This window comes from Actinotalea soli, from assembly GCF_017565425.1.
GTDB classification, from domain to species: domain Bacteria; phylum Actinomycetota; class Actinomycetes; order Actinomycetales; family Cellulomonadaceae; genus Actinotalea; species Actinotalea soli.
On record NZ_JAGEMK010000003.1, the window covers coordinates 238,173 to 262,269 of the forward strand.

The window sequence follows — 24,097 nt, forward strand, 5'->3', positions numbered from 1 at the left end:
CCAGGACCGACCCGGTCATGCGACCGGCATCGCACCGCGCTTCACGGCACGGACCAGCTGGGCGTGGTCGGCCTCCGTCTGGTCGGCGTAGGCACGGGCGAACCTGACCATGGCGCGGTCGAGCTTGCGGGACCCACCCACGTACCCGGCGATCATCGACGCGCCGCTCGTGCGGGCGTGGCCCTTGCCCAGCAGGTGGCCGACGATCCCGGCGTAGTCCGCCAGGGCTGCGGCGTCGATCCCGTCGAGGGGGACGGTGCCCTTCATGTTGCGGAACTGCCGCACGTAGTACTGACGGCCGTCGGCGGTGGCCCACCCCAGGAGCGGGTCGCTCACGGTCTGCAGGGCCTGCTGGTACTCCACGACCCGCTGCCCCTGGTGGGCGTGCCAGGCGCTGTCGCCGTGGACGAACGGGGCGAGCACGGACCGGCGCGCCTGCTTGAGCTGGAGGAAGAGCACGTCGTCGGGGTCGCTGCCCTCGAGCAGCGCGACGTAGGCCCGCAGCCCGACGCTGCCGACACCCACCACCTTGTGGGCGATGTCGACGAGGGTGTAGCCGCCCACCAGCCGCCGCCAGTGCGGGGCGAGGGTCTCGAGGTAGCCGTCCAGGGCTGCCGCCAGGTGCTCGCGCTCCGGCTCGCGGACCTCGGTGATCAGGGGCGGCTCCTGCACGATCCGCCGCTGGCCCTGGTGCTCGTGGGTGAAGCGCGGGAGCGCGCGGTCGCTCGTCCGGCTCCGTGCCCTCCGGGCAGCCCGCTTGATCTCGGCGCGGAGGGTCTTGTCCGAGGCGGTCTCGTGCAGCCGCTTGACGTCGAGGCGGTTGTACGAGCGCATCAGCAGCGGCTGCTCAGCCAAGAAGTCGACCTCCGCCCGGTAGGCCGCGACGCAGGACATCACGGCGTCGGCGCAGTGGTCCTCGCTCGCGGAGTTCTGCCGACCGGCCACCCAGATGCTCGCGACGAGCCGCCGCAGGTCCCACTCCCAGGCGCCGGGATGGGCCTCGTCGAAGTCGTTCAGGTCGATGACCAGCTCACCCTCGGGCGAGGCGTAGAAGCCGAAGTTGCCCAGGTGCGCGTCCCCGCAGATCACCGGGGTGATCCCGGTGGCCGGCAGCCCCGCGACGTCCTCGGCCATCACGATCGCCGCGCCCCGCAGGAAGCCGTACGGCGAGGTGATCATCCGGGCCACCCGGATGGGGACGAGGTCCTCGCGCCGCCCCCGGTGCGACTGCTGGATGAGCGCGATCGGGTCCGTCCGACCGTCCGGGGCCTTCCACTCCCCCAGCGCTCGGCGGGTGACCTGCTGGCGCAGCCCCTTGCCGATGGCGAACCGCTCCTCGCGCGAGGTCGGTCGCTGGCGCAGCGAACCGAAGGGTTCGCTCTTCGCCTTGGTCAGCACGGTGTGCCGTCCCGGGCCCGTGGGCACACCTCTCACCTCCGCCGGTCGCAGGCTCTCGTTGTACCAGACGGCGGGTCGCGAGGGACTCGAGCACGGGCCCCGGGAGGGCGCTGGGCAGCTCGCGGAGGCCTCGTCAGCTGTGCGGCATCCACCCCACGAGCACGAACGCCCAGGCGAGGCACAGCCACGCGCCGTAGGCGGCCATCCCGAGGACGAAGCTCACGGTGCCGAGGGCGAGCCTCTGCGGGAACCCTGGTCGAGAACCAACCTTGAGCAAGGTGCGGGCACGAGCCGAGAAGATCTCTGGTCTCTCATCGGCAGCCCGCTCGACGATGCCGCGCAGGGGCGACGTGAGGCGAGGGCTGACCCCGAGAGCCACGACCACCCAGCGGAACCGCCCGTAGCGCAGGCAGACGACGTCAGGGGCGATCGGGCCACCCCCGACGAGCGTGAGCGCTCCGACGCGCATGAGCCGGTCGAGCTCGAGACGGCGCCGGCCGAGCACCGTGGGGACCACGAGCACCCCGGACGGCTCGACCGTGCATCCCCCCGCTGGCCCGACCGGCAGCAGGAGACACGGCGTCACGGCACCGATCGAGAGAGACAGCACGAAGAACGTGATGGACAGCGGGTGCGCCGGGAGGCCGTCCTCGCTGGGCGCGTCGATCCAGAGCGGTCGCGTGAGGTACGCGGTCAGCCACAGGAGGGGAATCGCCGCGAGGAACGCACGGCCTAGGACGGCGAGCCCAGGGGTCGACTCCTGTTCAGCGCGCACGGCTGGGGGCCTGGCGCCGGTGGCCCTCGCGCAAGGAGCGGTGCAGGCCCCCGAGGGTTCGAGCGTCGCCGGTCGGTGCTCGTCGCTCTGTGGACCCCATGCACACTCATCGGCACGTCCTCGGGCTTGCCCAAGCCTGACGTGCCGCTGGTTCCAGGACGGCTCGTGCGCTGACCCGGAGGTCCATAGGTCCATTAGTCCACTAATGGGGTACGGTGGCTCCATGTTCACGGAGGACGCACCGATCTTCCAGCAGCTCGCTGCCCGGATCGCCGACGACATCCTTGCCGGGGTCCACCCCGAGGAGTCGCCCGTGCCGTCGGCGACCGACCTCGCGGTGTTCCACCAGATCAACCCCGCGACCGCGAGCAAGGGCGTCAACGTCCTGGTCGACCTCGGGGCGCTCTACAAGAAGCGCGGCATCGGGGTCTTCGTGGCCACCGGCGCCCGCGAGCTGCTCCGCACCAACCGGCGCGCCGAGTTCCGTCGGGAGTACGTCGCGCCCCTCGTGCGGGAGGCCCGCGCGCTGGACATCGACCGTGCCACCCTCCGCCAGATGATCGACGACGAGGAATCGAGCCAACAGTGACGAACGCCATCGACATGCAGGCGGTGACCCGGAGGTTCGGGGAGTCCACCGCCCTCGACGCCGTGGACGTGACCGTCCCCGAGGGCTCGATCTGCGGCCTGCTCGGACGCAACGGTGCCGGCAAGACGACGATGATGTCGATCATCGCCGGCCAGGACCGCCCCTCCTCCGGACGGGTCGAGGTGCTGGGCCAGGAACCCTTCGAGAACGAGTCGGTCCTGGCGATGCTCAGCTTCGTCCGCGACAACCAGCGGTACCCCGACGACTACCGGCTGCACCACGTGCTGCGGATCGCTCCCGACTTCGCGCCGCACTGGAGCGAGGAGGTCGCCGCCGAGCTCGTCGACGGCTTCCGCATCCCGGCCAGGACGCCCATCAAGAAGTTCTCGCGCGGGCAGCTCTCGTCGGTGGCGATCGTCCTGGGACTGGCGTCCCGCGCCCCGGTCACGCTGCTCGACGAGCCCTACCTCGGCCTCGACGTCACGGCGCGAGCGCTGTTCCACGACATGCTCCTGCGCGACTACGCCGCGCACCCCCGCACCATCGTGCTCTCCACCCACCTGGTGCAGGAGTCCGAGGCGCTGTTCGACCGGGTCGTGATCCTCGACGGCGGGACGGTCCGCGTCAGCAGCGAGGCCGAGGACGTCCGCGACCTCGCCTTCACCCTCAGCGGGGCCACCGACGTGGTCCAGGGCCTCACGGCCCGTTCGACGGTGCTGAGCACCCACACGGTTGCCGGGCTGATGTCCGCGACGGTCTGGGGAGCCCTCGACGACGAGTCCCGCACCACGGCCCGTGACCTCGGGGCCCGCGTCGCACCGGCCTCCCTGCACGAGCTCGTAGCGGCCATCGGAGAACACAGGCCCGAGCCGGCCGACCTGGCCCTCCACGAGAAGAAGGGTGTGCGCGCATGAGCGCCGTCATCTCCACCGTCAAGCTGCACATGAACAGGCGCGAGACGACGTTCCTCGTGCCCCTCTACATCACCGGGATGGTGGCCGTCTTCTCGGTCCTGATCTCGTTGGTGTTCTGGCGGTCAGGCAGCCAGCCGGGCTCCGCCGAGTGGATCCAGGGATCCCAGAGCAACCCGGGCATCGTGTACGCGCTGCTCAGCTTCCTCGTGTACCTGGGAGTGTCCTCGGTCGCGACGACCTTCCCCTTCGCACTGACCCTCGGTGCGACCCGGCGCTCGTTCACCGTCGGGACGCTCCTCTGGGCGGCGATCACCTCCGCGTACGTCGCTGCGATCCTCGCTGTGCTGAGCGTGGTCGAGCGCGCGACCGACCACTGGTTCGTCGGGTTCTACGTCTTCGACGTCTACGTGCTCGGCGCGGGCGACATCGGTCGGCTTCTCCCCATCGTCTTCCTCGGGGTGCTGACCGCCCTGACGGTGGGCGGCGTCTTCGCCTCGGCCTGGGTGCGCTTCGGTGCACGCGGTCCGCAGCTCATCGCTGCCGGCGTCGTGATCGTGATCGCGGCCGCCTTGATCGTCGTGGTCCCCGCCGCGGCAGAGATCGCCGAGGCCTTCCAGCTCTGGTGGCTGGCCGTCGCCGCGCTGGCGGCGATCGCCCTGTCCTCCACCGGGACCTGGCTGCTGCTGCGCCCTGCCGTGGTGCGGTGACCCGGGTGCTCCAAGGACCCCTAGGCCCGGCCCGCGAGGTAGAGCCACGCCCGGCCCGGCGCACGCGCGAGGTCGCGCACGTCCATGAGGTCGAACCCGCAGTGCTGCAGCGACTCCTCGATGGCCGCGCGCGAGCGGAACCGGAGCGTCGAGGTGGACTCGAACCGGGCGCCGTCGGCGTGGAAGATCGTCGGAGACTCGAAGGTGACGAGCTCGCCGTCGACCTGGGTGACCTCGACCCAGTCCTCGACAGGACCGTGCCCCGGGACGTCCACGACCTGGTGGGTGGCCTGCTTGGTCCACCCCTCCCACGCCCGCGCCTCGGGCCGTCGAGCCTCGAAGACGAGGGCGCCGCCGGGGCGTAGCGCCCGACGGGTCGCGTCGAGCGCGGCGTGCCACTCGTCATCGTCGAGGAAGACCTGGGCCACGTTCGCCGTCATCGTGGCCGTCTCGACCTGGAGGCCAGGAAGGTCGTCCACGGTGCCGACGAGCCACCGCACCGCGTCGGCGCCGGCCTTGGACCGGGCCACCTGCACCGAGGCCGCGGCCGGGTCGAGCGCGGTGACCTCGAGCCCCCGCGAGGCCAGTCGCAGGGCGAACGTCCCGGTGCCGCACCCCACGTCCAGGACGCTGCGCGCTCCCAGCTCCTCGACCACGATGGTCTCGTAGGCATCGAGGTCACTGCGGTCAGGGTCGAGCGGGTCGTAGACGGCGGCGAGCCGCGGTTCCGCGAAGATCGGGTCAGGCATCCCGGCAGGGTAGGTGGCTGGGCAGGCTGCGTCGCGCGCATTCTCCTGCGCCGCTCGGCACCCGATGTCAGTCGCCCAGGAACGCCCGCAGCTCGACCTTGCGGTTGCAGTGCTTCGACCCCTCGGCAGCGAGCTCGAGCGCCATGTTCGGGTCCGGGGCGTCGATGATCCAGAAGCCGCTCACGTACTCCTTCGACTCGTGGGCGGGACCGTCGGTGAGCAGGGCCTCGCCCACACCCCGGTGGTCGATCGTGACGGCCGCGCCGGGCGCGGAGAGACCGCCGGCGAAGACCCAGTGCCCCTCGGCCTTGAGGCGGTCGTTGAAGGCGTCGATCGACGCCATCTCGTCCGCTGTCGCGGAGCCCGTCCGGTCGTCGATCACCGAGATCAGGAACTTCATGACGAGTCCTTCCGCGCAGCTGCCGACCGACGTCGCCGGATGCCCCGCACGAACGCACGCCGGCACTCGACCCTGAAGGCCAGTGTGCCCGGCCGCGTGGCCGGGCGCCCGCTCGCCGTCACCCGGCGGCCAGGGCGGCCAGCACCTTCTCCACCCTGCGGTCGCGGGTGTCGTCCGTCTTGGCTCCGTCGACCGAGAGCGCGTGCGCCCGCTGCTTGCTGTACGACAGCTGTGCCCACGCCTCCGCAGCGTCAGGATGCGACCGCAGCGCCTCCGCGAGCGCGGCCGGCACCTCCACCGTGCGAGGCGCATCGTCGACCGTGAGGGCCACCTCGATCTCGTCCCCTGCCCCGCGTCCCGTGGCCCTGCGGGTCTCGGCGTTGAAGGTCACCAGGTACCGCCCACCCATCGAGGCGATCGTCGTGCGGTAGGTGTAGCTGTCGTCGATCGTCACGACCACCGGGACGCGCCTGCCGCGACCGAAGCCCAGCACGACCTCGTCGGGGACGACGATGCCGACGTTGTTGCCACCGCTCGCCCACAAGGTGGTGCGGAACGTGGCCTTGCCGGTGTCGTCGACGCTGCTCATGTCGTCTCCTCGGTACGGGTCCGATGCAGTACTGACCGGCGGTCGCGTGGAGAGTCATCGGCCTGGCGCGCCCGTCTGCGGGAGGTGCGCTGCCATGCTGTGCGCATGGCTCGCAGCACCATCCGGGGCATCGCTCCCGTTGCCCTGCTGACCTGCCTCTCGCTGGTCGCGTGTGGGACCGCCACGCCTCCCCCGACTCCCTCGACCACCGACACGACCGAACCCGCACCGCGAGGCGCCGCCCCGGCGCCCACGCCACCGACTCCGACCGGAACCGCCCCCACCTTCAGCCCGTGCGGACGCGAGGAAGCCGACGCCTCCCGCACGAACCTCAGGCCCAGCGCTCTCGACGGCGCCGACCGCGATGTCGCCGGATCGTGGAGCGAGCACATCCCCGACGGCCATCTGGCGGTGGAGGCTGCCACCGCCCTTGACATCGAGGACGGCGTTCTCGGTGCCGGTGCGGGCTACTACGCAGCGATCGGCTCGCCGGAGGTCACCGCTCGTGTCGCCGAGGAGACGGTGCGGGACGCTCCGGTGAGCCTCTCGGTGCTCGACAGCCCCACCTCGGGCCGACGCGTGGCCTTCGTCGAGATCCGCCTCTCCCCGAAGAGCCCGGTCTCCTGGACGCGCGAACCCGACCTGGGCATCGCGACCGACGGGGGCGACGGAGGCTTCCTGACGCAGAGCGCCGTACCCGACGCCGCCCCGGACGACACCGAGGTCGTCGAGGCGTTCATCGCAGCCTTCTTCCCGGATCCCGACGACGTCTCGACGTGGCACGAGTGCCTCGAACGGTCGAGTGGCGACCGCGTCGACGGCGTGCTGTTCAGCACAGGCTGGGGCGACGGGTACTACCCGACCTACCTGGGCGAGGACGCCGCAGGGGACGTCGTCAGCGTGGTCAGCTTCGGCGGCGTCGTGCCGTGGAACCTCAGCGGCCTCCCCGGGGCTCCTCCGCCTGCGGACGAGGTCGGTCCGTGATCCGGCCCACCGGCCGCGACCGCCAGACGACCGCCAGCCCGGGCACCCCGGTCGGGCTCGGCTCGACGCGGTCGACCGCGAACCCCTCACGCTCGTAGAACCGGGCAGCTCCCTGGTTGGCCGCGAAGTGCTCGATGGACAACCGCCCGACACCGGGAGGCAGCTGCCGCTCGAGAGCCTCGATGAGCCTCGGTCCGAGCCCGGTCCCGCGGTGCCCGGGGTGGACGTAGAGCTTGTAGACGACGTGGTCCGGGCCGCGTTGCCCGACGCCCACGACCTGCCCGGCATCCTCGGCCACGACCACCCGACCGTCGGTCGTCGCGGCGCTGACGTGGTCGCTCCCCCACCACCGCTCCACCTGGGCCTGCGCGGCGGCACGGCCGATCAGGGGCTCGTAGTGCGGCGGGACGTGCTCTCGGCCGAAGGCGCAGATCGCCGCGACGTCCTCGCGCGAGGCATCCCGGACGATCACGATGCGACTGCCGCGTCGGCACCCCCGCCGCGCAGGATCGACGTCATCTTCTTGCCGCGAGCGACCTCGTCGACCAGCTTGTCCATGTACCGGATCTGCTGCATCAGCGGGTCCTCGATCTCCTCGACACGGATACCGCAGATCACCCCGGTGATGAGGGAGACGTCGGGGTTCATCGCCGGCGCCTCGGCGAAGAAGGTCTCGAGGTCGACCTCGGTCTCGATGACCCGCTCGAGGCCGGCGGCGTCGTACCCGGTGAGCCACGAGATGACCGTGTCGACGTCCTGCCTGGTGCGGCCCTTGCGCTCGACCTTGGCGAGGTAGAGCGGGTAGATGCTCGCAAAGCTCGTGCCGAAGATCCGGTGCCGCGCCATGACCTGCCTCCTGTCTCGTCGAGCCGCGGAGCTCGCAGGGCCCTTCCGACGAGGCTAGCGCGCACCTCCGCCGGGCCTGCCCGAAGACCAGGTGCCCCTGCCCCTGCCGTTCGGGCCGCCCCACGCGCCATGATGACGAGCGGAGACCCGGCCCGGCAGCACAGGCGGTGGGAGATGGTCACGGAGGTGCGCAGCACTGCGCGCTGGCAGCGCCTGCCCCTCGCAGCAGGGGGCCTGGTCGTGCTCGTGGGGCTCGCGTCCTTCGTCCTGGCCGCGGTCAACCTCGGGGATCCACCTCCCGCGTTCGAGGTCCACCCGGAGTTCTTCCTCCCGGACGCAGGCCTGGCTCTCGTCTACGGGCCGGCCGGCGCCCTCATCGCCTCGCGGAGCCGGCACGTGGCGGGATGGGCGCTCCTCGTCGTCGGCCTCGGGTTCGGGGTGACGGCCCTCGGGATCCAGTACGCCGTCCTCGGAGCCAACCGTCCCGGGGTGCCGTGGTGGGAGGTGGGGATCCAGCTCGTCGTGACCGGGTGGATCGTCGGTGCCCTGACCGCCCTGCTCGTCCTGCCGTGGCTGCTGGGGAGCGGCCCGATCGTTGGGCTGCGTCGCGTCGGGATCCTCGTCGGCGTCGCGCTGGTGGCCCTGGCGGGGGTGACGCGCTTCCTGAGCCAGGTCGAGGGTGGCCCACCCAACCCGGTGTCCGGCGGCACCCCGGTGGCAGAGGTGGCCGCAGCCGTGGACGGGGCGACCATCCCGGTCTACTCCCTGGTCGGCCTCGGCGCCGCCGTCCACCTGCTCCTCCGCGCCCGCGCCGAGCCGCGCGAGCGTCGGCGCCTCACCTGGGCGGTGGTCAGTGTCGCGCTGCTCGCCGTCTCCTACCTGGCCCTCGAGCTCGGGTTCTTCCTCGACGGCCCGCCGCTCGGCGTCGCCGCCCCCGTCGTCGTCGCCGCCCACGTGATGCTGCTCGCCGCGGTCTTCGCCCTCGTCGCGCAACCGTCCTGGGGTGCGGACCTCGCCGTCTCCCGCACGGTCGTCGGGGCACTCCTCACGACGGCGGTGCTCGCGAGCTACGTGCTGATCGTGTGGGCCCTCAGTCACCGGCTGCCGTGGAGCCAGGAGTCGGCCGGGGTGGTCGCGGTCGCGCTGCTCGCCCTCGCGGTCGTGCCGCTGCGCAGCTGGATCCAGCGGCACGTCGACCGGCTGGTCTTCGGCTCCGGGGCGGAGGTGACCGTGCTGCTGGACCGGCTCGGGGCGCAGATCGGTGCCGCGAGCGACGAACGGTCCGTCCTGGAGGGGCTCGCCGACGGTCTGCGGGCCGGTCTGCGGCTACGGGGCGTGGAGGTCGAGTCCTGCGTCGCCCACGGCCCGCGCGTCCTCTCCGGGCGGCTCGGGCCGTCCCCGGTCGCGATCACCCTGCGCAGCCGGGACCGGACCGTCGGTGCCCTACGGCTCAGCGCCCCCGCCGGCGAGCGCCTGGACCCGCGCACGGTCCGGCTCCTCGAGCAGATCTCGGGCCTGGTCGCGATGGCGGTCGACCTCGCCACGGTCAACCTCGACCTCGAGACCGCGCGCACCCGGATCCTCGACGTCCGCCAGGAGGAGCGCCGGCTGCTGCGCCGCGAGCTGCACGACGGGCTGGGCCCCTCCCTCTCCGGCGTGGCGCTGGCCCTCGCCGCGATCGACCGGACCTCGACCCTCGAGCCCGAGGACGCCGCCCTGCTCGAGCGGTTGCGGCAGGAGCTGTCCCGGCGGGCTGCCGACGTGCGCGAGATGGCGCGAGCCCTGCTTCCACCGGCCCTCGAGGACGGCCGGCTCGGCGAGGCGCTCCAGGTCCTGGCGCGACGGTTCTCCGACGGAGGGTTCACGGTGCTGGTCGACGCGGAGGCCGCCGACGAGATCGACAGCGGCCGGCAGGTCGCGATCTACCACATCGCCACCGAGGGCGTGCTGAACTCCTACCGCCATGCCGGTGCGCGGCAGTGCCGGATCGCCCTGCGCCACGAGGGAGACGGACGGGGGGTGCGGCTCACGGTGCAGGACGACGGCACCGGCCTGGGGAACGCCGCCGCCCCGGGGATCGGTCTGAGCTCGATGCGTGAGCGCGCCGCAGAGCTGGGCGGGACCTTCGTCATCGACAGCACCGGTGACGGCGCTCGGCTCACGGTGGTCCTCCCGTGAGCGCCGGGGCGCCGGTCCGGGTCGTGGTGGTCGACGACCACCCCGTCTTCCGCATCGGGATGACTGCCCTGCTGCGCTCGTTGCCTGGGGTCGACGTCGTCGGCGAGGCAGGCTCCGCCGCGGGCGCGCACGAGGTCCTCACCCGCACCAGGCCCGACGTCGTCGTCATGGACCTGGACCTGGGCGACGGGTCGGGGGTCGAGGTCACCCGCGAGATCCTGCGGGTCGCGCCCGAGATCGGGGTGCTGGTCATGACGATGCTGGGAGACGACGACTCGGTGTTCGCGGCGATCCGTGCCGGGGCCCGCGGCTACCTGCTCAAGGGAGCCTCCCCGTCCGAGGTCGAGCGGGCGGTGCGGGCCGTCGGCAACGGCGAGGCCCTCCTCGGGCAGCAGGTGGTGCAGCGCGCCCTGGGCTACCTCTCCGGCTCTCGGACCCGGGGGCGGGTGCCCTTCCCCGAGCTGACCGACCGCGAGCGCGAGGTCACCGAGATGGTCGCCCGCGGCTACGACAACGCGACGATCGCCCGGCGCCTGGTGCTCAGCACCAAGACGGTCCGCAACTACGTCTACGGGGTCCAGGCCAAGCTGGACGTGGGAGACCGCGCACGGCTGATCGTGCGGGCACGGCAGGAGGGCCTGGGGGTCGACGAGTCGCCCGCGGAGGCGGCGGACCGCTGAGCGGCCCGAGGACGGCGCCCAGGGTCTCGGTGCTCGTCACCCTGCCGTCCGGGCCGCTGGGCCGCGCAGGGTCGTGGGCGACCGGCCGCATCCCGTGGCCGCACGACCAGAGACGAGAGACCCATGCCCGCCAGGACCGACGAGCTCACCGACGACGCACCCGCAACCTCGCGACGAGGGCGCCGCTTCACGGCGTGGCCGCTGTGGGCCACGGTGGCCGGCGCTCTGGGGCTGTTCACCCTGTTCAGCGAGACGCGGGCGGATTCCCACGGCAGCGACTTCGCCTACCCGATCACCGCCGAGGACGTCGCCTCCCTCAGCCACTCGACCTTCCGCCTCGCCGGGATCACCGGATACCTGACCGTGCTCGCCCTCCTGGTCTTCGCGGCCCTGTGGCGTCAGCGGGTCGAGCGGCGCTACCCCGGGTCCCTGGGGGCCGCCCTCGTGACCGTGGGCGTCGTCGCGACCAGCGGCCTGGTCGCCCTCACCTCGGGGTGGCGCGGCGCGCTGGGCAACTACCTGCCGGGCGGGCTCGAGGAGGGCTCCTACGACCCCCACGGCCTGCTGGGCTACTACATGATGAACGACTTCAGCCCGTACATCGCGTGGGTCCCGCTGCTCGCCGCGGCCTTCGGCCTGGCGTGGATGGGACTGCGCGAGGGGCTGGTGTCCCGAGGGCTCGGCGTCCTGGCCGGGCTGCTGGCGGTCGCGCTGCTCACCGCGACCTTCCTCACCGGGGTGCCCGGTCTGCCTGGCATGAGCATCATCGGCCTGGTCGTCGGCGGCATCTGGCTCGCGGTCGGCCGCAACGCCGTCATCCGGGGGTCGGCGGGCTGACGCCTCCCCACGACCTGGCGGTGCTGGGCCGAGGACCGGGCGCGGGACAGCCGCGCCCGGTCCCTCCGTCAGCCGCAGGTGGCTGCCGCGTAGGGAGCGGTGAGCGTCTGCCCACCGGCTTCACCGGACGCGGGGGCCACCACGATCGACACGCTCCCCGCCGGGACCGACGGCGACCTGCTCGAGAACGCCTGGGAGACGCGTGACCCGGGTGCCAGGCTGTCCACCGTCCTGGACCCGTGGTCCGAGGTCACCGTGAGGCGGACCGCCACGTCGTCGGCGTTGGTCTCGGTCGCGGTCACCACCACCGTGCCCGCCACGCATCGGGTCGAGGCGACCGCTGTCACGGCGAGCGCGCCGTCCGGTGCCTCGACGTGCCGCGCGAGCCACTGCTGCGGCGGGGCGAGGTTGGCGATCGGACGGATGGCGCGCACGGCTCCGACGACGTCGGTGCCGATCACTCCGCTCTGGTTCTCGATCTCGAGCGCGAGGTTGGCAGCCGGCGAGGAGAAGCGCACGAAGCCGTGGCCGGTGTCCTCGACGAACCATCGCTGCAGCTCGTCGGAAGGGTCGCACGCAACGAGGACGGTCGGCGTGCCCGGGGCGCCCGAGCCGTCGGCGAGAGTGACGCATCGCTCGGGCGACGTGCCGGCCGCGACCAGGCGGAACGCTGCCTCGGGGGCGGCGTCCAGGCGCCACACCTGTGCGACGACGTCGTCCGCGCAGGCCTCCTGGACCACGTCGACCTCGCCACCGGTGAGGCACTGCGTCCCCGGGACCGGGTTCTGGAGCTGGTCCTCGTTGGAGACGGGCACCACGGCCGTCGCCTCGTTCCCCGACGGGGAGGAGTCCACGACCGCCTGCCCGCCGTCCTCGTCGAAGCGGTACCAGGCGACGTCACCGCCACCGACCGCGCTCCCCCCGCCCGGTTCGGCCGTGAGTGCAGCCATCTCGGAGGCGGAGAGGGCCCGGCTGAAGATGTTCACGTCGTCGACCGAGGCGTTCAGGAGTGGATCGGCGCTGAACTGCGACCGGCCGATCCAGTTGTTGACGGTGGCGCCGAGGTCAGCCGGACGCAAGGTGTAGCTCGTGTTCTGCCGCACCGCTCGGCCGTCGACCCACAGGGTGCCGGTCGTGCCGGTCGCCGAGACCGCGACGTGGGTCCACGCCGTGCCCACCGAGACGCTGTTGCCTGAGCCTGGGACCGTGTGACCACGCCCGTCGGCGAGCCGGATCTCCGATCGCAGGCCCGTCGGCGTCGCTGCGGCAGCCGGTGTGAGGAACATGAAGTTCTCGGTGCTGTCGCCGAAGTCGAAGAGCCGAGCCCAGTCGTTGCCCTGGGTGCTGCCGCGCTTGACCCACATCGAGATCGTGAAGTCACCGTCCAGGTCGCTGACGATCCCGTCGGGCATGTCGACGTACCCGACCGGGCTCCCGCCGTTGAGCTGGAGCGCGGTGCCGAACCCGGGGGGCCCGGCGACGCGCGGGACCTCGGGCATGGTGAAGCTCGTCGCCTCGGTGACGAGCTGGACGTGGTCGCCGTCGGCCAGGTCGTAGGCACCACCGTCTCCGTCCGAGAAGAACGGCCACCCGTCGCGCCACTCCATGGGACGGATCCCGAGGGTGTTGTTCGGCAGGTACGCGTGGTAGACGAGGTAGGTGACGTCGTCCTCGGTGAACACGTCGGCCCCACCGGGCGCGCGGTAGAGCCCGGCTGGCGTGACCCCCGGTGCCGACTGCCTCGTGTCGAGGATCACGCTTCCGCCGCCCTCGTCCAGCCGGACCCCGGCCTGGTCCACGTAGGGTCCGGTGATCTCCGTGGACCGCCCGACGGCGACCTTGTACGTCGAGCTCGCCCCCGAGCAGCACTTGTCCCAGCTCAGCACCAGGTAGTAGTAGCCGTCGCGGTAGAAGATCGCAGGACCCTCGACGGGGTTGTCGTCCGCCTGACGCGACGCGATCAGCGTCGGCTCGCCGACGACGCTGGTGAGGTCCTCCCCGAGCTGCTGGATGGCGATGCCGTCCCAGAAGGAGCCCCACACGATCCACCACGTCCCGTCGGTGTGCTCGATGACGACCGGGTCGATCGCGTTGACGTCGAGGGGCTGAGGTCCGGTGGCGAGGCTGCCGGAGGTGATGACCGGCCGACCGAGGTCGACATAGCTGCTCGGCACCGCGGGAGTCTTGGTCGTCTTGAGACCGATCGCCGAGTCCGAGGAGCCGAAGCTCGACTGGGAGTAGTAGTAGTAGAACGTGTCGCCGATCTTCTGCAGGTGCGGGGCCCACAGCGTCGTCGAGTTCGGGACGCTGGTCGTCCACGGGGCGCGCGTCACGCTGCCCACGGTCGTCCACGGACCGTTCATGGTGGGCGCCGTGCGGATCGAGTTGTGCGAGGCGGCGACGACGTAGAGTCCCGCGGCCTCGTCGTAGGTCATCGTCGGGTCGTGCACGGAGACGTTCCCCGTGAGCGGCAGCTGCCCCACCGGCGCGGGCTCCGGCGGGTCGTCCCCGGCCTGAGCCGGCATGGCGCTCAGGGAGAGCCCGAGACCCAGCGCCATCAGGGCGGCCAGCCCCGAGGCGCGCAGACGAGAGGTGCGCATCGCAGTTCTCCTGTGTTCGACGTCGTTGTCGTTCCGGGGTCGGAGCGCTGTTCTCCGCCTCGTCTACATCGTTGTACGAATGCCCAAGGCTCGTGTGCACGAGGACCAACGGTGTGAGGCGATGTTAGGGCTAACAACCCGGGTCGTCAACGGTCGACGAGCCCTCAGACCTGCTGGTTCACCCGGATCAGGTTGCCGGCCGGGTCGCGGACCGCGCAGTCGCGCACGCCGTAGTCCTGGTCGGCAGGCTCCTGGACCACGTCGGCCCCGCCGGCCACGAGCCTCTCGAAGAGTCCGTCGAGGTCGTCGCTCGCGAGGGTGATCGCGCCGTACACCCCCTTGGCGATCAGCTCGCCGATCGTGCGGCGCTCGTCTTCGGTGATCCCCGGGTCGACGGCAGGCGGGTGCAGCACGATCGAGGTCTCCGGGCGCCCAGGCGGACTGACGGTGATCCAGCGCATCTCCTCGTACCCGACGTCCTGGCGGACCTCGAACCCGAGGGTGTCACGGTAGAAGCCGAGGGCGGCCTCGGCGTCGGTGTGCGGGAGGAAGACGTAGTGAATGGTGATGTCCATGCTCGTCACGCTAGGGGCGCCACGACCGGCACGGCTTCTCGATTCCTGACCGGTCTCGTGACCTGCCGAGCCAGGCAGGGCGGGATCCCCGCAGCGGCCTGCGAATGGTCCCGACGGTAGGCGCTCGGAGGGACACCGACGAGCTCGGTGAACCTCGAGCTGAAGGTCCCCAGGGAGGAGAACCCCACCGCGAAGCAGACCTCGGTGACGCTCAGGTCCCCGCGACGCAGCAAGGTCATGGCCCGCTCGATGCGCCGGGTCATGAGGTAGGCGTACGGCGTCTCGCCGTAGACGCGTCGAAACTCCCGGCTCAGGTGCCCGGCCGACATGTGGACCCCACGGGCCAGGGCCTCGAGGTTGAGGGGCTGGGCGAACTCACGGTCCATCCGGTCCCGCACCCGCCGCATGACGACGATGTCACGCACGCGCCGGTCCTCGGCCCGGTCCACCTCCATGCCCTCATGCTTCCACCTCGATCGCCACCAGGGCCAGGGCCGGGAGCGAGGGCAGGATCGATCAGGATCGGAGAAGCACGGGACAGGCCCTCGCGGCTAGCGTCCCCAGCACAGCCCACCGACCCGACCACCAGGAGAGTGCCAAGGATGAGCGCCAAGCCCAGCGAGACGACGGCCCCGACCTTCTCCGAGGAGGAGCGCGCCGCCATGAAGGAGCGCGCCGCCGAGCTGAAGAAGGAGGCCAGCGGCGGGCGCCGCACCAAGGCCGCAGCCGACGAGCTCGACGTCCTGTCGAAGATCGAGACGATGGCCGCCCCGGACCGCGCGGTGGCCGAGCGCATCCACGCCATCGTCACGACCCATGCCCCCGACCTGGCCCCCAAGCTCTGGTACGGGCAGCCGGCCTATGCCAGGAAGGGCAAGGTCGTCTGCTTCTTCCGCAGCGGGGACGCCGACAAGGAGCGCTACTCGACCTTCGGTTTCACCGCCGAGGCCGCCCTCGACGACGCGAGCGGGCTGTGGCCGACCTCCTACGCCGTGACCGAGCTGACCGCCGCGGCCGAGACCAGCATCATCGCGCTCGTGGACAGGGTCGCGGGCTGAGCACGCCGAGCCGCAGGATCGGTGCCAGTCTAGTGCTGCGCCACCCGTCGGTCGACGCTGGGCTGACGCCCACCCGGCACGGACGCAGCGGAGGACCTCGATGCCACCCAGCCCACCCACGACGGACGAGGGCACCCCGGCAGCCCCGTCCTCCGACGCACCGGTCTGGCACACTTTGGCCCCCGACGAGGTCGCGCACCGGCTCGACGTCGACCCACGCCACGGCCTGGACGAGGGGACGGTCGGCGAGCGCCTGGCCGAGCACGGCCGCAACGAGCTGACCCAGGCCGCCGGCGTGCCGACCTGGCGCAAGGTCCTCAAGCTCCTCACCGAGCCGATGACCGTCGTCCTCGTCCTCGCGGCCGTGGTGAGCGCCGTGGTGACCCGCGAGATCGAGACACCGATCGTCATCCTCGTGGTGGTGACGTTCAACGCGGTGCTCAACCTCGTCCAGGAGCGCCGGGCCGAGGACAGCCTCCAGGCGCTCGAGGACATGACCGTGACCCGGGCGCGGGTCCGGCGCGGCGGGCGGGTCACCGAGGTGGACGCCCCCGACCTCGTGCCCGGGGACGTGGTGCTGCTCGAGGCCGGTGACGTGGTCCCCGCCGACGGCCGCGTCGTCCAGGCAGCCGGGCTCGAGGTGCAGGAGGCCGCGCTCACCGGCGAGTCCGCGCCCGTCACCAAGGAGGCAGACGCCCACCCGCCGGCGGACGCGACCCTCGGAGACCGCGTCGACATGGCGTACATGAGCACCGCCGTCACCCGCGGTCGGGGCGTGCTGGTGGTCACCGCGACCGGCATGAAGACCGAGATCGGCCGCGTCGCAGGGCTGCTCGACGCGGCCGGTCAGGAGCAGACGCCCCTGCAGCGGCAGATCGCCCAGCTCGCCATGTTCCTCAGCGTCGTCGCGGGCGTGGTGGTCGCGATCGTCTTCGGGCTCGGCCTGATCGCCGGCACCCCGGTGGGCGACCTCTTCCTCACCGCCGTCGCCCTGGCCGTCGCGACCATCCCCGAGGGGCTCACCGCCGTCGTCGCCTTCACCCTCGCCATGGGCGCTGCCCGCCTCGCCCGCCAAGGCGCGATCATCAAGAGCCTCTCCTCGGTCGAGACCCTCGGCTCGACCGCGCACATCGCGACCGACAAGACCGGCACCCTCACCCTCAACCAGATGACCGCCCGCGAGCTCTTCGCCGAGCAGCGCCTGTTCCGGATCAGCGGCGAGGGCTACAGCACAGACGGAGACCTCGAGGCCACCGGCGACGGACCCGCCCCCGACGTGAGGGCGGCCCTGCTGAGCATGGCCTTGGCCAGCGAGGCCGTGGTGAGCGACGGCGAGCTCGTCGGCGACCCCACCGAGGGTGCGCTGGTGGTCCTGGCCGAGAAGGGCGGGCTCGACGTCGACGCGGTGCGCCGCCACTGGCCGCGGGCCGCAGAGATCCCCTTCGACTCCGACCGCAAGTACATGGCGACCTTCCACCACTGGGCCGCCTCCCCCCTCGACGACGGCGAGTCACCCGACGGGCAGGACGACGCCGCCCGTGCCTGGGTGCGGGGCCTCGCCCCGCAGGACACCGACGGCACCCGCGTGTTCGTCAAGGGCGGGCCGGACATCGTGCTGGCCCGGTGCACCCTGCTCGACACCCCCGAGGGCGTGATCGACCTCGACGACGCCCAGCGTGACCGCCTGCAGCGCCTCAACGAGGAGATCGGGTCGCGCGGGCTGCGCGTCCTGGCCGTCGCCCACCGGGACCTCTCCCCCACGGAGATCGACCTCGAGGCGGTCGGCGAGGCCGCACCCGACGAGCTCGGCGAGCACGTGCGCGGCCTGACCCTGCTCGCCTTCGTCGGGATCGTCGACCCGCCCCGCCCCGAGGTGAGGCAGGCCATCGAGACCGCCCACCAGGCCGGGATCGTCGTGCACATGGTCACCGGGGACCACGTCGGCACGGCCTCCGCGATCGCCGAGGACCTCGGTCTGCACGGCGAGTCCGTCTCGGGGTCCGAGCTCGACGGCATGGACGACGAGACCCTCGCCCGGCAGGCCGGCGGCTACGCGGTCCTGGCCCGGGTGAGCCCCGAGCACAAGATCCGCATGGTCGACGCGCTGCAGGCCGACGGGTCGGTCGTCGCGATGACCGGTGACGGGGTCAACGACGCCCCGGCCCTCAAGCAGGCGGACATCGGGATCGCCATGGGCATCACCGGGACCGAGGTGTCCAAGGGTGCGGCCTCGATGATCCTCACCGACGACAACTTCGCGACCATCGTCTCGGCCGTCCGCGAGGGCCGCGGCATCTACGACAACGTCGTGAAGTTCGTGCGGTTCCAGATCGCGACCTCGTGGGGGTTCGTGATCATCTTCCTCACGGCCGGGATCGCGGGGATCGCCGGCGGCGCCCCGTTCACGGCTCTGCAGGTGCTGTGGGTCAACATCATCATGGACGGCCCGCCGGCCATGGCCCTGGGCCTGGACCGGCCCGAGCCCGACGTCATGGACCGGCCCCCACGGCGTACCGGAGAGCCGATCCTGACCCGGCCCCGCGTCGCGCGGATCATCCTCTCGGCCGTGGTCATGGGGGTCGGCACCCTGGCCGTCCTCGTCCTGGCCCCCGGGCCCGCCCCCAGCCACGGTGTGGCCACCACCGCGGGAACCATGGCCTTCACCACCTTCGTGCTGTTCCAGCTGCTCAACCTGCTCAACGTCCGCAGCCGCGAGCGCACCGTGTTCCACCGCCGCACCCTGACCAACCGCACCCTGTGGATCGCGCTGCTCACCGTTCTCGTGCTGCAGGTCGCCGTGGTGCAGCTGCCCCTCCTGCAGGGCTTCTTCAGCACCACGGCCCTCACCGCGACGCAGTGGGCCGTCGCGGCGGGAGTGGCCTCCTCGGTGCTGGGGGTCGAGGAGGCACGCAAGGCCGTCAGCCGCCGACGGCGATGAGTTCGCCCCCGCGGCCGGGTCTGCCGAAGGCATGGACACTACCGTCGACCCGACCGCCTTCATCGACCTCGTAGACGAGCAGGTGCGCAGCGGGTGGCTGCCCGGGGCAGTCCTCGGGCTGCGGCACGCCGGACGTACGCACCTCCACGCCGTCGGGTCACGGGACCTGGGTGGGCCGGAGGCCATGGCCGTGGACACCACGTTCCGGATCTCCTCGCTCACCAAACCGTTGGCCGCCACCCTCACGCTGGCCCTCGTCGCTGACGGGACCCTGGGTGCCGCCCCCTTCCTCGAGCCGGGGTGCTCCTGGGGACTGGGCGTGGGGGTCGACCTCGAGGCCGGAACGGGCGGCCGGGCACCGGGGCGGTGGGGCTGGATCGGGGGGACGGGCAGCGCGGCGTACGTCGACCCGACCCGTGATCTCGTCGTGGTGCTCCTCACGGGGCGGGGTCTCGCCGGACCCCACGACCGCTCCGCCGCCGTCCTCGAGGCCGCGGCTGCCGCGGTGCGCCCGCGATGACCGCCAGCGAGCGGTAGCCGTCAGCGAGCGGTAGCCGCGGCCCGCGCTGACCTGACCGGCAGCTCGACGAAGTCCCGGCACCGGACCGGCCATCGCAGCGCGACCCGCACCGGTCGCGGGACGCGCGCCAGGCCCGCGCTCGTGCCGAGGTCCGACGGGGGGCCGAGGGTCAGGATCTCCCCACGCATGAGCATCCGCCCACCTCCTGCGGCCCGCAGGTTGGCCAACCACTCGACGTCGGGTCCGTAGGTCAGGGCGATCGTCACCGTGCCGCCCGCGCGGAAGGCGAGGAGAGGGGTGTGGCGGACCGTCCCCGAGCGACGCCCGACGTGCTCGAGGTCGACCAACGGGCCGTGGCCGGTGATCCGCAGCATCAGGGGGTTGAGCGCACGGCGGTTGATCCGGGTGATGCGCTGGGCGATCGGCACGAGGGCCTCCGGCGACTCGGGTAGGACCAGTGTGCCGCGGCCCGAGGACCTGCGCTGCCCTGGGCTGATCCGCTGGCGGCAGCGCCACCGGTCCCCCGCGACGACGGCGGCTCAGGATCGAGGCATGACCCAGCCACCGACCCCCCGCCCCCTGGACGACGAGCTCGCCGCCCGTCTCCTGCACCAACGCACCATCGTGCTGGGCACAGCCCTGGACGAGGCCTCGGGCAACCGGTTGTGCGCGCAGCTCCTGCTGCTCTCGGCCGAGGACCCGCGCCGCGACATCAACCTGTGGATCAACTCCCCTGGCGGCTCCGTGCCGGCGATGCTCGCGATCCACGACGTCATGCGCCTGATCCCGAACGACGTCGCGACCCTCGCGATGGGGTGGGCCGCGAGCGCCGGCCAGTTCCTGCTCTCGGCCGGCACCCCGGGCAAGCGCTACGCCCTGACCCACTCCAGGGTGCTGCTGCACCAGGGCTCCTCAGGCATCGGGGGCACCGCGGCGGACATCGAGCTGCAGGCCGAGGACCTGCGCCACACCCGCGACACCGTGATCGGGCTCGTCGCGCAGCACACCGGGCAGCCGGTCGCGACGGTGCTCGCGGACTCGGCCCGGGACCGGTGGTTCACGGCCGAGGAGGCCCGGGAGTACGGGTTCGTCGACCACGTCCTCACCGAGCTCGGATCGGTCGCCCCGACGGGCACGGCCGGGCGCGCCCAGGCAGGAGGGTTCGCAGCATGAGCCAGTACACGATCCCCTCCGTGGTGGAGCGCCGCGCAGGTGGGGGCGAGCGGGTGGTCGACGTGTTCAGCCGCCTGCTCTCCGAGCGCATCGTCTACCTGGGCACAGAGATCGACGACGGCGTCGCGAACGTGCTCGTCGCGCAGCTGCTGCACCTGGAGTCGGAGAACCCCGACGCCCCCATCTCGCTCTACATCAACTCCCCCGGCGGCTCGGCCTCGGCGGCCCTGGCCGTCTACGACGCGATGCAGTACGTGCGACCGCCCGTCGCGACCACCTGCGTGGGGCAGGCCGCCTCCCCCGCGGCCCTGCTGCTTGCGGGCGGCGAACCCGGCCAGCGGGCGATCCTCTCCCACGGGCGCGTCGTGCTGCACCAGCCCTCGGCCGAGGGGCGCGGGACCCTCCCCGACCTCATCGTGGCGGCCGACGAGGTCGCCCGCCTGCGCGCCGAGCTCGAGGAGGTGCTGTCCCGGCACACGGGCAAGGGGGCGCTCACCATTCGCCAGGACACCGACCGCGACCTGGTGCTGACCGCCGAGCAGGCCGTCTCCTACGGGGTGGCCGACCTGGTGGTGCGGGGCCGCGCCCCCCGCCCGGGCACCGCCCTCGGGGGCTGAGCCTCAGGCGGCCAGCAGCACGGGCCCGCGATCGCCGGCCGAGCGGCCCAGCTCCCGAGCGATCCCCCCGGCCAGGTCCACCAAGGTCATGCCCAGGGCCCGCGTGACGGCCCCGAGCACCTCCGAGGAGGCCTCTTTGCGCCCGCGCTCGACCTCCGAGAGGTACTGGGCCGAGACCTGGGCCGCCGCGGCGACGTCGACCAGGCGCAGGCCGGCGTCCAGTCGTGCCTCGCGGAGCCGCCCTCCGATCGCGCGGCGCCAGGCGTCGTGCTCGCGGCGTCGAGGGGCCAAGGAGGTGACGGTGGCGCTCATGGGGCGACGCTAGCCCGCGGCCCCCCGGCTCGTCCGGTCGATCTGCTGTCGGCAGAACGGCCGCCCTCCGACGGGCCGGGTTCGTGCCCTTGCGCGTCGGCGTGGGCCGGGCGTAGTGTCCACGCCGAACCGCATCGAAGCGCTTCTACGACATCGGAGTCCGCATGGCCGCCACGATCAACGACGTCGCCCGCGTCGCCGGGGTGTCCATCAGCACGGTCTCCTACGCCCTGAGCGGCAAGCGGCCCATCGGCGAGAAGACCCGTCAGCGCATCGAGTCCGCGATCCTCGAGCTGCAGTACCAGCCCAACGCGGGGGCACGCGCCCTGGCCGGCCGGCGCACCTACATCCTCGCGGTCACCGAGCCGCTCAGGCCTGACACCTACACGCCTGCGCACATGGCCTTCGTCCTCGCGGCGGCCACGGCAGCACGGGCCTACGACTACGACGTGCTGCTCCTCACCCAGGACGAGGCCACGGGCGGCCTGCACCGGGTCACGTCCAGCCGCCTGGTCGACGGCGTGATCGTCCTGGACGTCCTCGCCGAGGACGAGCGGGCCGAGCTCGTGCGCTCCCTGGACGTGCCAGCAGCCCTGGTCGGGATCCCCGCCGACACCGACGGGCTCGTGTGCGTCGACCTCGACTTCGAGGCCGCGGCCCGGCTCGCCGTGGACCGCCTGGCCGACGGTGGGCACCGCGTCGTCGGCCTGCTGGGCCACCCGCCGTCGGTCTACGCGCGCGGGTCGAACTTCCCGCTGCGCTTCCGCGAGGCCTTCGTCACCCATGCCGCCGAGCGTGACCTCGAGGTCCGGCTGGGTGCGCCTGAGCGCACCATCGCGGGCGTCCGCGAGGCCGTCGCGGAGATCCTCGGACCGGACCGCGACCTCACCGGCCTGGTGATGCACTGCGAGGACACGATCCAGATGCGCACCCTGGACGTGCTCTGCGCAGCAGGCCTGCGCGTCCCGCAGGACGTCTCGGTGATCTCGGCGGCGTCGACCTTCGACACCTCGACCTTCGCCCCGCCGCTCGACGTGATCCCGCTGATCCCCGCGGAGAGCTGCTCGCGGGCCGTCGAGCTCACCATCGCTCAGATCACCGGGACGGTCGAACCCCGCGTCGAGCTGATCCCCCCGACCTACGTCGACCGCGGCTCGACCGCGCCGCGGCGTCCGTAGCCAGCACCCGCACCGAACCAGGACGAGAGGACCGACGCGCGACCGTCGTCGAAGCGCTTCGACGACACTGCCCAGCCAGACCAGCAGGTAGCCCGACCGCGATCCCGCGGCCTACGAGGAGGTAGGAGAACCATGAAGTCCAGGAAGGTCACGATCGGCGCCGCAGCCACTGCTGCGGCAGCACTCGTCCTCGTCGGCTGCGGCGGCTCGGACGGCGAGAGCAGCGCCACCGGCTCGGGCGGCGACGTCCTGCGCGTGTGGCACTACGAGAACCCCACCAGCGCGATGGGCGTGGCCTGGGAGGAGGCCATGGCCGTCTTCGAGGAGGAGACCGGCGCCACCGTCGAGTTCGAGGAGCGCAGCTTCGAGCAGATCCGCACCACCGCGAGCCAGGTGCTGAACTCCGACCAGGCCCCTGACGTCCTCGAGTACAACAAGGGCAACGCCACGGCAGGCCTGCTCGCGAGCCAGGGCCTGCTGATGCCCCTGGACGACGCCGTCGCCGAGTACGGCTGGGACGAGCAGCTCGCCCCGGCCCTGCAGACGACGGCCCGGTACGACGAGCGCGGCATCATGGGCTCGGGCAGCTGGTACGGGGTGCCCACCTACGGCGAGTTCGTGCAGGTCTACTACAACGTCGACATGTTCGAGGAGGCCGGCGTCGAGGTCCCCACCACCCTCGAGGAGTTCGAGGCGGTGCTCGCCACCTTCACCGAGCAGGGCGTCACCCCCATGGCCCAGGCCGCCGGGGAGTACCCGACGGGCCAGCTCTGGTACCAGCTCGCCCTGACGAAGGCCGACCGTGACTGGGTCGACGCCTACCAGCTCTACACCGACGAGGTGGACTGGCAGGGCGAGGAGATCACCTACGCGACCGAGACGGTCAAGGAGTGGGTCGACGCCGGCTACATCTCGACCGACGCGACCGGCCTCACCGCTGAGGACGCCGGCACGGGGTTCATCAACGGCACCTACCCGATCTTCTTCTCGGGCAGCTGGTGGCAGGGCCGCTTCACCGACGAGATCACCGACTACGAGTGGAGCGCGTTCCTGTTCCCCGGGGCCGAGATGTCCCCCGGGTCGGCCGGGAACATGTGGGTGATCCCCGAGCGCTCGCAGAACGCCGAGCTCGCCCAGGAGTTCATCGACATCACGATGCGCCCCGAGATCCAGGCCCTCATGGGGAACAGCGGCGGCGTCCCCGTCGACGCCGACCCGGCGGACATCACCGACGAGCGCAGCGCCGAGCTCATCGAGAACTTCAACACCCTCAACGACCGCGACGGCATCGCCTTCTACCCGGACTGGCCCACGCCGACCTTCTACGACGAGCTCAACGCCGCCCTGCAGGAGCTCATCAACAGCTCCCTCGAGCCCGGTGCGGTGCAGGACCAGCTCCAGCAGCAGTACGAGGCCGGCGTCGCCGACATCACCGGCTGAGCACGGCCTGCTGAACCGAGCACGGTCGGGTGCCGCTCCG

Annotated in this window: 26 protein-coding genes; 14 read left to right on the forward strand and 12 right to left on the reverse strand. The window is 72.1% G+C overall.

The genetic code is table 11. From position 1 onward, the window contains the following. Positions 1-15: 15 nt before the first annotated feature. Positions 16-1,425 (reverse strand): DUF2252 domain-containing protein, encoded by a 1,410-nt coding sequence (locus J4G33_RS08080; protein WP_307793806.1) that lies wholly within the window; start codon positions 1,423-1,425, stop codon positions 16-18. Positions 1,426-1,531: 106 nt separating this feature from the next. Next, complete coding sequence (locus tag J4G33_RS08085; RefSeq protein ID WP_208055424.1) at positions 1,532-2,173, reverse strand: hypothetical protein; 642 nt, start codon at positions 2,171-2,173, stop codon at positions 1,532-1,534. Positions 2,174-2,396: 223 nt separating this feature from the next. Here J4G33_RS08085 and J4G33_RS08090 point away from each other — a divergent pair, with 223 nt between their 5' ends. From J4G33_RS08090 to J4G33_RS08100, 3 genes are read left to right on the forward strand one after another with little or no spacing between them, the layout of a single operon-like run. Next, positions 2,397-2,762, forward strand: a complete 366-nt coding sequence (locus J4G33_RS08090) for a GntR family transcriptional regulator (RefSeq protein ID WP_208055425.1) — start codon at positions 2,397-2,399, stop codon at positions 2,760-2,762. Next, positions 2,759-3,676: an ATP-binding cassette domain-containing protein gene (locus J4G33_RS08095; protein ID WP_208055426.1), complete on the forward strand. Its 918-nt coding sequence runs from the start codon at positions 2,759-2,761 to the stop codon at positions 3,674-3,676. The genes J4G33_RS08090 and J4G33_RS08095 overlap by 4 nt, the downstream gene beginning before the upstream one ends. Further along, a complete protein-coding gene (locus J4G33_RS08100) occupies positions 3,673-4,383 on the forward strand; it encodes a hypothetical protein (RefSeq protein WP_208055427.1) in 711 nt (236 codons plus the stop codon). The genes J4G33_RS08095 and J4G33_RS08100 overlap by 4 nt, the downstream gene beginning before the upstream one ends. Positions 4,384-4,403: 20 nt before the next feature. Here the strand turns inward: J4G33_RS08100 and J4G33_RS08105 are convergent, their stop codons facing one another. The 3 genes from J4G33_RS08105 to J4G33_RS08115 all read right to left on the reverse strand — a co-directional run bounded on the left by J4G33_RS08105 (position 4,404) and on the right by J4G33_RS08115 (position 6,121). Beyond that, positions 4,404-5,132, reverse strand: coding sequence for a class I SAM-dependent methyltransferase (locus J4G33_RS08105; RefSeq protein WP_208055428.1), 729 nt, complete (start codon positions 5,130-5,132; stop codon positions 4,404-4,406). A 67-nt stretch (positions 5,133-5,199) separates the two neighbouring features. Beyond that, a complete protein-coding gene (locus J4G33_RS08110; protein ID WP_208055429.1) occupies positions 5,200-5,532 on the reverse strand; it encodes a YciI family protein in 333 nt (110 codons plus the stop codon). Positions 5,533-5,650: 118 nt separating this feature from the next. Beyond that, positions 5,651-6,121, reverse strand: a complete 471-nt coding sequence (locus J4G33_RS08115; protein WP_208055430.1) for a YdeI/OmpD-associated family protein — start codon at positions 6,119-6,121, stop codon at positions 5,651-5,653. 411 nt (positions 6,122-6,532) lie between these two features. Here J4G33_RS08115 and J4G33_RS08120 point away from each other — a divergent pair, with 411 nt between their 5' ends. Continuing rightward, positions 6,533-7,105 (forward strand): DUF4241 domain-containing protein, encoded by a 573-nt coding sequence (locus J4G33_RS08120; protein WP_208055431.1) that lies wholly within the window; start codon positions 6,533-6,535, stop codon positions 7,103-7,105. Here J4G33_RS08120 and J4G33_RS08125 read toward each other — a convergent pair. Next, positions 7,056-7,577, reverse strand: a complete 522-nt coding sequence (locus J4G33_RS08125) for a GNAT family N-acetyltransferase (protein WP_307793807.1) — start codon at positions 7,575-7,577, stop codon at positions 7,056-7,058. The genes J4G33_RS08120 and J4G33_RS08125 overlap by 50 nt on opposite strands. Next, entirely contained in the window at positions 7,574-7,951 is a 378-nt protein-coding gene (locus J4G33_RS08130; RefSeq protein ID WP_208055432.1) for a DUF2200 domain-containing protein, read from the reverse strand. Before J4G33_RS08130 ends, J4G33_RS08125 begins: the two co-directional genes overlap by 4 nt. Before the next feature lie 186 nt (positions 7,952-8,137). On the opposite strand from J4G33_RS08130, the gene J4G33_RS17755 reads away from it, so the two are divergent. From J4G33_RS17755 to J4G33_RS08145, 3 genes are all read left to right on the forward strand, one after another. Then, on the forward strand, positions 8,138-10,129 hold the full coding sequence (locus J4G33_RS17755) for a sensor histidine kinase (protein ID WP_208055433.1): 1,992 nt from the start codon (positions 8,138-8,140) through the stop codon (positions 10,127-10,129). Beyond that, on the forward strand, positions 10,126-10,809 hold the full coding sequence (locus J4G33_RS17760) for a response regulator transcription factor (protein WP_208055434.1): 684 nt from the start codon (positions 10,126-10,128) through the stop codon (positions 10,807-10,809). Before J4G33_RS17755 ends, J4G33_RS17760 begins: the two co-directional genes overlap by 4 nt. Before the next feature lie 123 nt (positions 10,810-10,932). Then, positions 10,933-11,646: a hypothetical protein gene (locus J4G33_RS08145; protein ID WP_208055435.1), complete on the forward strand. Its 714-nt coding sequence runs from the start codon at positions 10,933-10,935 to the stop codon at positions 11,644-11,646. A gap of 68 nt (positions 11,647-11,714) precedes the next feature. Here J4G33_RS08145 and J4G33_RS08150 read toward each other — a convergent pair whose 3' ends face one another. From J4G33_RS08150 to J4G33_RS08160, 3 genes are all read right to left on the reverse strand, one after another. After that, positions 11,715-14,246, reverse strand: coding sequence for a family 43 glycosylhydrolase (locus J4G33_RS08150; RefSeq protein ID WP_208055436.1), 2,532 nt, complete (start codon positions 14,244-14,246; stop codon positions 11,715-11,717). 164 nt (positions 14,247-14,410) lie between these two features. Next, on the reverse strand, positions 14,411-14,821 hold the full coding sequence (locus J4G33_RS08155) for a VOC family protein (RefSeq protein ID WP_208055437.1): 411 nt from the start codon (positions 14,819-14,821) through the stop codon (positions 14,411-14,413). Between the two features lie 5 nt (positions 14,822-14,826). Continuing rightward, positions 14,827-15,276 (reverse strand): helix-turn-helix transcriptional regulator, encoded by a 450-nt coding sequence (locus tag J4G33_RS08160; RefSeq protein WP_208055438.1) that lies wholly within the window; start codon positions 15,274-15,276, stop codon positions 14,827-14,829. Positions 15,277-15,423: 147 nt separating this feature from the next. Between J4G33_RS08160 and J4G33_RS08165 the strand changes: the two genes are divergently transcribed. From J4G33_RS08165 to J4G33_RS08175, 3 genes are all read left to right on the forward strand, one after another. After that, entirely contained in the window at positions 15,424-15,879 is a 456-nt protein-coding gene (locus tag J4G33_RS08165) for a DUF1801 domain-containing protein (RefSeq protein WP_208055439.1), read from the forward strand. Between the two features lie 100 nt (positions 15,880-15,979). Further along, the gene (locus J4G33_RS08170) at positions 15,980-18,817 is read left to right on the forward strand and encodes a cation-translocating P-type ATPase (protein WP_208055440.1); all 2,838 of its coding nucleotides are present in this window, start codon (positions 15,980-15,982) and stop codon (positions 18,815-18,817) included. Positions 18,818-18,848: 31 nt separating this feature from the next. Further along, positions 18,849-19,337, forward strand: coding sequence for a serine hydrolase (locus J4G33_RS08175; RefSeq protein WP_243758778.1), 489 nt, complete (start codon positions 18,849-18,851; stop codon positions 19,335-19,337). Between the two features lie 20 nt (positions 19,338-19,357). On the opposite strand, the gene J4G33_RS08180 is transcribed toward J4G33_RS08175, so the two are convergent. After that, a complete protein-coding gene (locus J4G33_RS08180; protein ID WP_208055441.1) occupies positions 19,358-19,765 on the reverse strand; it encodes a nitroreductase family deazaflavin-dependent oxidoreductase in 408 nt (135 codons plus the stop codon). 124 nt (positions 19,766-19,889) lie between these two features. Here J4G33_RS08180 and J4G33_RS08185 point away from each other — a divergent pair, with 124 nt between their 5' ends. Next, on the forward strand, positions 19,890-20,510 hold the full coding sequence (locus J4G33_RS08185) for a ClpP family protease (protein WP_208055442.1): 621 nt from the start codon (positions 19,890-19,892) through the stop codon (positions 20,508-20,510). Beyond that, positions 20,507-21,127 carry a ClpP family protease gene (locus J4G33_RS08190; RefSeq protein ID WP_208055443.1) on the forward strand — a complete coding sequence of 207 codons (621 nt, stop codon included), beginning with the start codon at positions 20,507-20,509 and terminating at the stop codon, positions 21,125-21,127. Before J4G33_RS08185 ends, J4G33_RS08190 begins: the two co-directional genes overlap by 4 nt. Before the next feature lie 3 nt (positions 21,128-21,130). On the opposite strand, the gene J4G33_RS08195 is transcribed toward J4G33_RS08190, so the two are convergent. Next, positions 21,131-21,439 (reverse strand): helix-turn-helix domain-containing protein, encoded by a 309-nt coding sequence (locus J4G33_RS08195; protein ID WP_208055444.1) that lies wholly within the window; start codon positions 21,437-21,439, stop codon positions 21,131-21,133. Between the two features lie 164 nt (positions 21,440-21,603). Here J4G33_RS08195 and J4G33_RS08200 point away from each other — a divergent pair, with 164 nt between their 5' ends. Continuing rightward, entirely contained in the window at positions 21,604-22,617 is a 1,014-nt protein-coding gene (locus tag J4G33_RS08200) for a LacI family DNA-binding transcriptional regulator (RefSeq protein ID WP_208055445.1), read from the forward strand. A gap of 132 nt (positions 22,618-22,749) precedes the next feature. Further along, complete coding sequence (locus J4G33_RS08205) at positions 22,750-24,057, forward strand: ABC transporter substrate-binding protein (RefSeq protein WP_208055446.1); 1,308 nt, start codon at positions 22,750-22,752, stop codon at positions 24,055-24,057. Positions 24,058-24,097: the final 40 nt, after the last annotated feature.

What these genes read in the sequence shown, in the direction of transcription:
- J4G33_RS08090 (WP_208055425.1), top strand. Translation starts at nt 2,397, where the DNA reads ATGTTCACGGAGGACGCACCGATCTTCCAGCAGCTCGCTGCCCGGATC.
- J4G33_RS08100 (WP_208055427.1), top strand. Translation starts at nt 3,673, where the DNA reads ATGAGCGCCGTCATCTCCACCGTCAAGCTGCACATGAACAGGCGCGAG.
- J4G33_RS08105 (WP_208055428.1), bottom strand. Translation starts at nt 5,132, where the DNA reads ATGCCTGACCCGATCTTCGCGGAACCGCGGCTCGCCGCCGTCTACGAC.
- J4G33_RS08110 (WP_208055429.1), bottom strand. Translation starts at nt 5,532, where the DNA reads ATGAAGTTCCTGATCTCGGTGATCGACGACCGGACGGGCTCCGCGACA.
- J4G33_RS08115 (WP_208055430.1), bottom strand. Translation starts at nt 6,121, where the DNA reads ATGAGCAGCGTCGACGACACCGGCAAGGCCACGTTCCGCACCACCTTG.
- J4G33_RS08130 (WP_208055432.1), bottom strand. Translation starts at nt 7,951, where the DNA reads ATGGCGCGGCACCGGATCTTCGGCACGAGCTTTGCGAGCATCTACCCG.
- J4G33_RS08145 (WP_208055435.1), top strand. Translation starts at nt 10,933, where the DNA reads ATGCCCGCCAGGACCGACGAGCTCACCGACGACGCACCCGCAACCTCG.
- J4G33_RS08150 (WP_208055436.1), bottom strand. Translation starts at nt 14,246, where the DNA reads ATGCGCACCTCTCGTCTGCGCGCCTCGGGGCTGGCCGCCCTGATGGCG.
- J4G33_RS08155 (WP_208055437.1), bottom strand. Translation starts at nt 14,821, where the DNA reads ATGGACATCACCATTCACTACGTCTTCCTCCCGCACACCGACGCCGAG.
- J4G33_RS08160 (WP_208055438.1), bottom strand. Translation starts at nt 15,276, where the DNA reads ATGGAGGTGGACCGGGCCGAGGACCGGCGCGTGCGTGACATCGTCGTC.
- J4G33_RS08165 (WP_208055439.1), top strand. Translation starts at nt 15,424, where the DNA reads ATGAGCGCCAAGCCCAGCGAGACGACGGCCCCGACCTTCTCCGAGGAG.
- J4G33_RS08170 (WP_208055440.1), top strand. Translation starts at nt 15,980, where the DNA reads ATGCCACCCAGCCCACCCACGACGGACGAGGGCACCCCGGCAGCCCCG.
- J4G33_RS08175 (WP_243758778.1), top strand. Translation starts at nt 18,849, where the DNA reads ATGGACACTACCGTCGACCCGACCGCCTTCATCGACCTCGTAGACGAG.
- J4G33_RS08185 (WP_208055442.1), top strand. Translation starts at nt 19,890, where the DNA reads ATGACCCAGCCACCGACCCCCCGCCCCCTGGACGACGAGCTCGCCGCC.
- J4G33_RS08190 (WP_208055443.1), top strand. Translation starts at nt 20,507, where the DNA reads ATGAGCCAGTACACGATCCCCTCCGTGGTGGAGCGCCGCGCAGGTGGG.
- J4G33_RS08195 (WP_208055444.1), bottom strand. Translation starts at nt 21,439, where the DNA reads ATGAGCGCCACCGTCACCTCCTTGGCCCCTCGACGCCGCGAGCACGAC.
- J4G33_RS08200 (WP_208055445.1), top strand. Translation starts at nt 21,604, where the DNA reads ATGGCCGCCACGATCAACGACGTCGCCCGCGTCGCCGGGGTGTCCATC.
- J4G33_RS08205 (WP_208055446.1), top strand. Translation starts at nt 22,750, where the DNA reads ATGAAGTCCAGGAAGGTCACGATCGGCGCCGCAGCCACTGCTGCGGCA.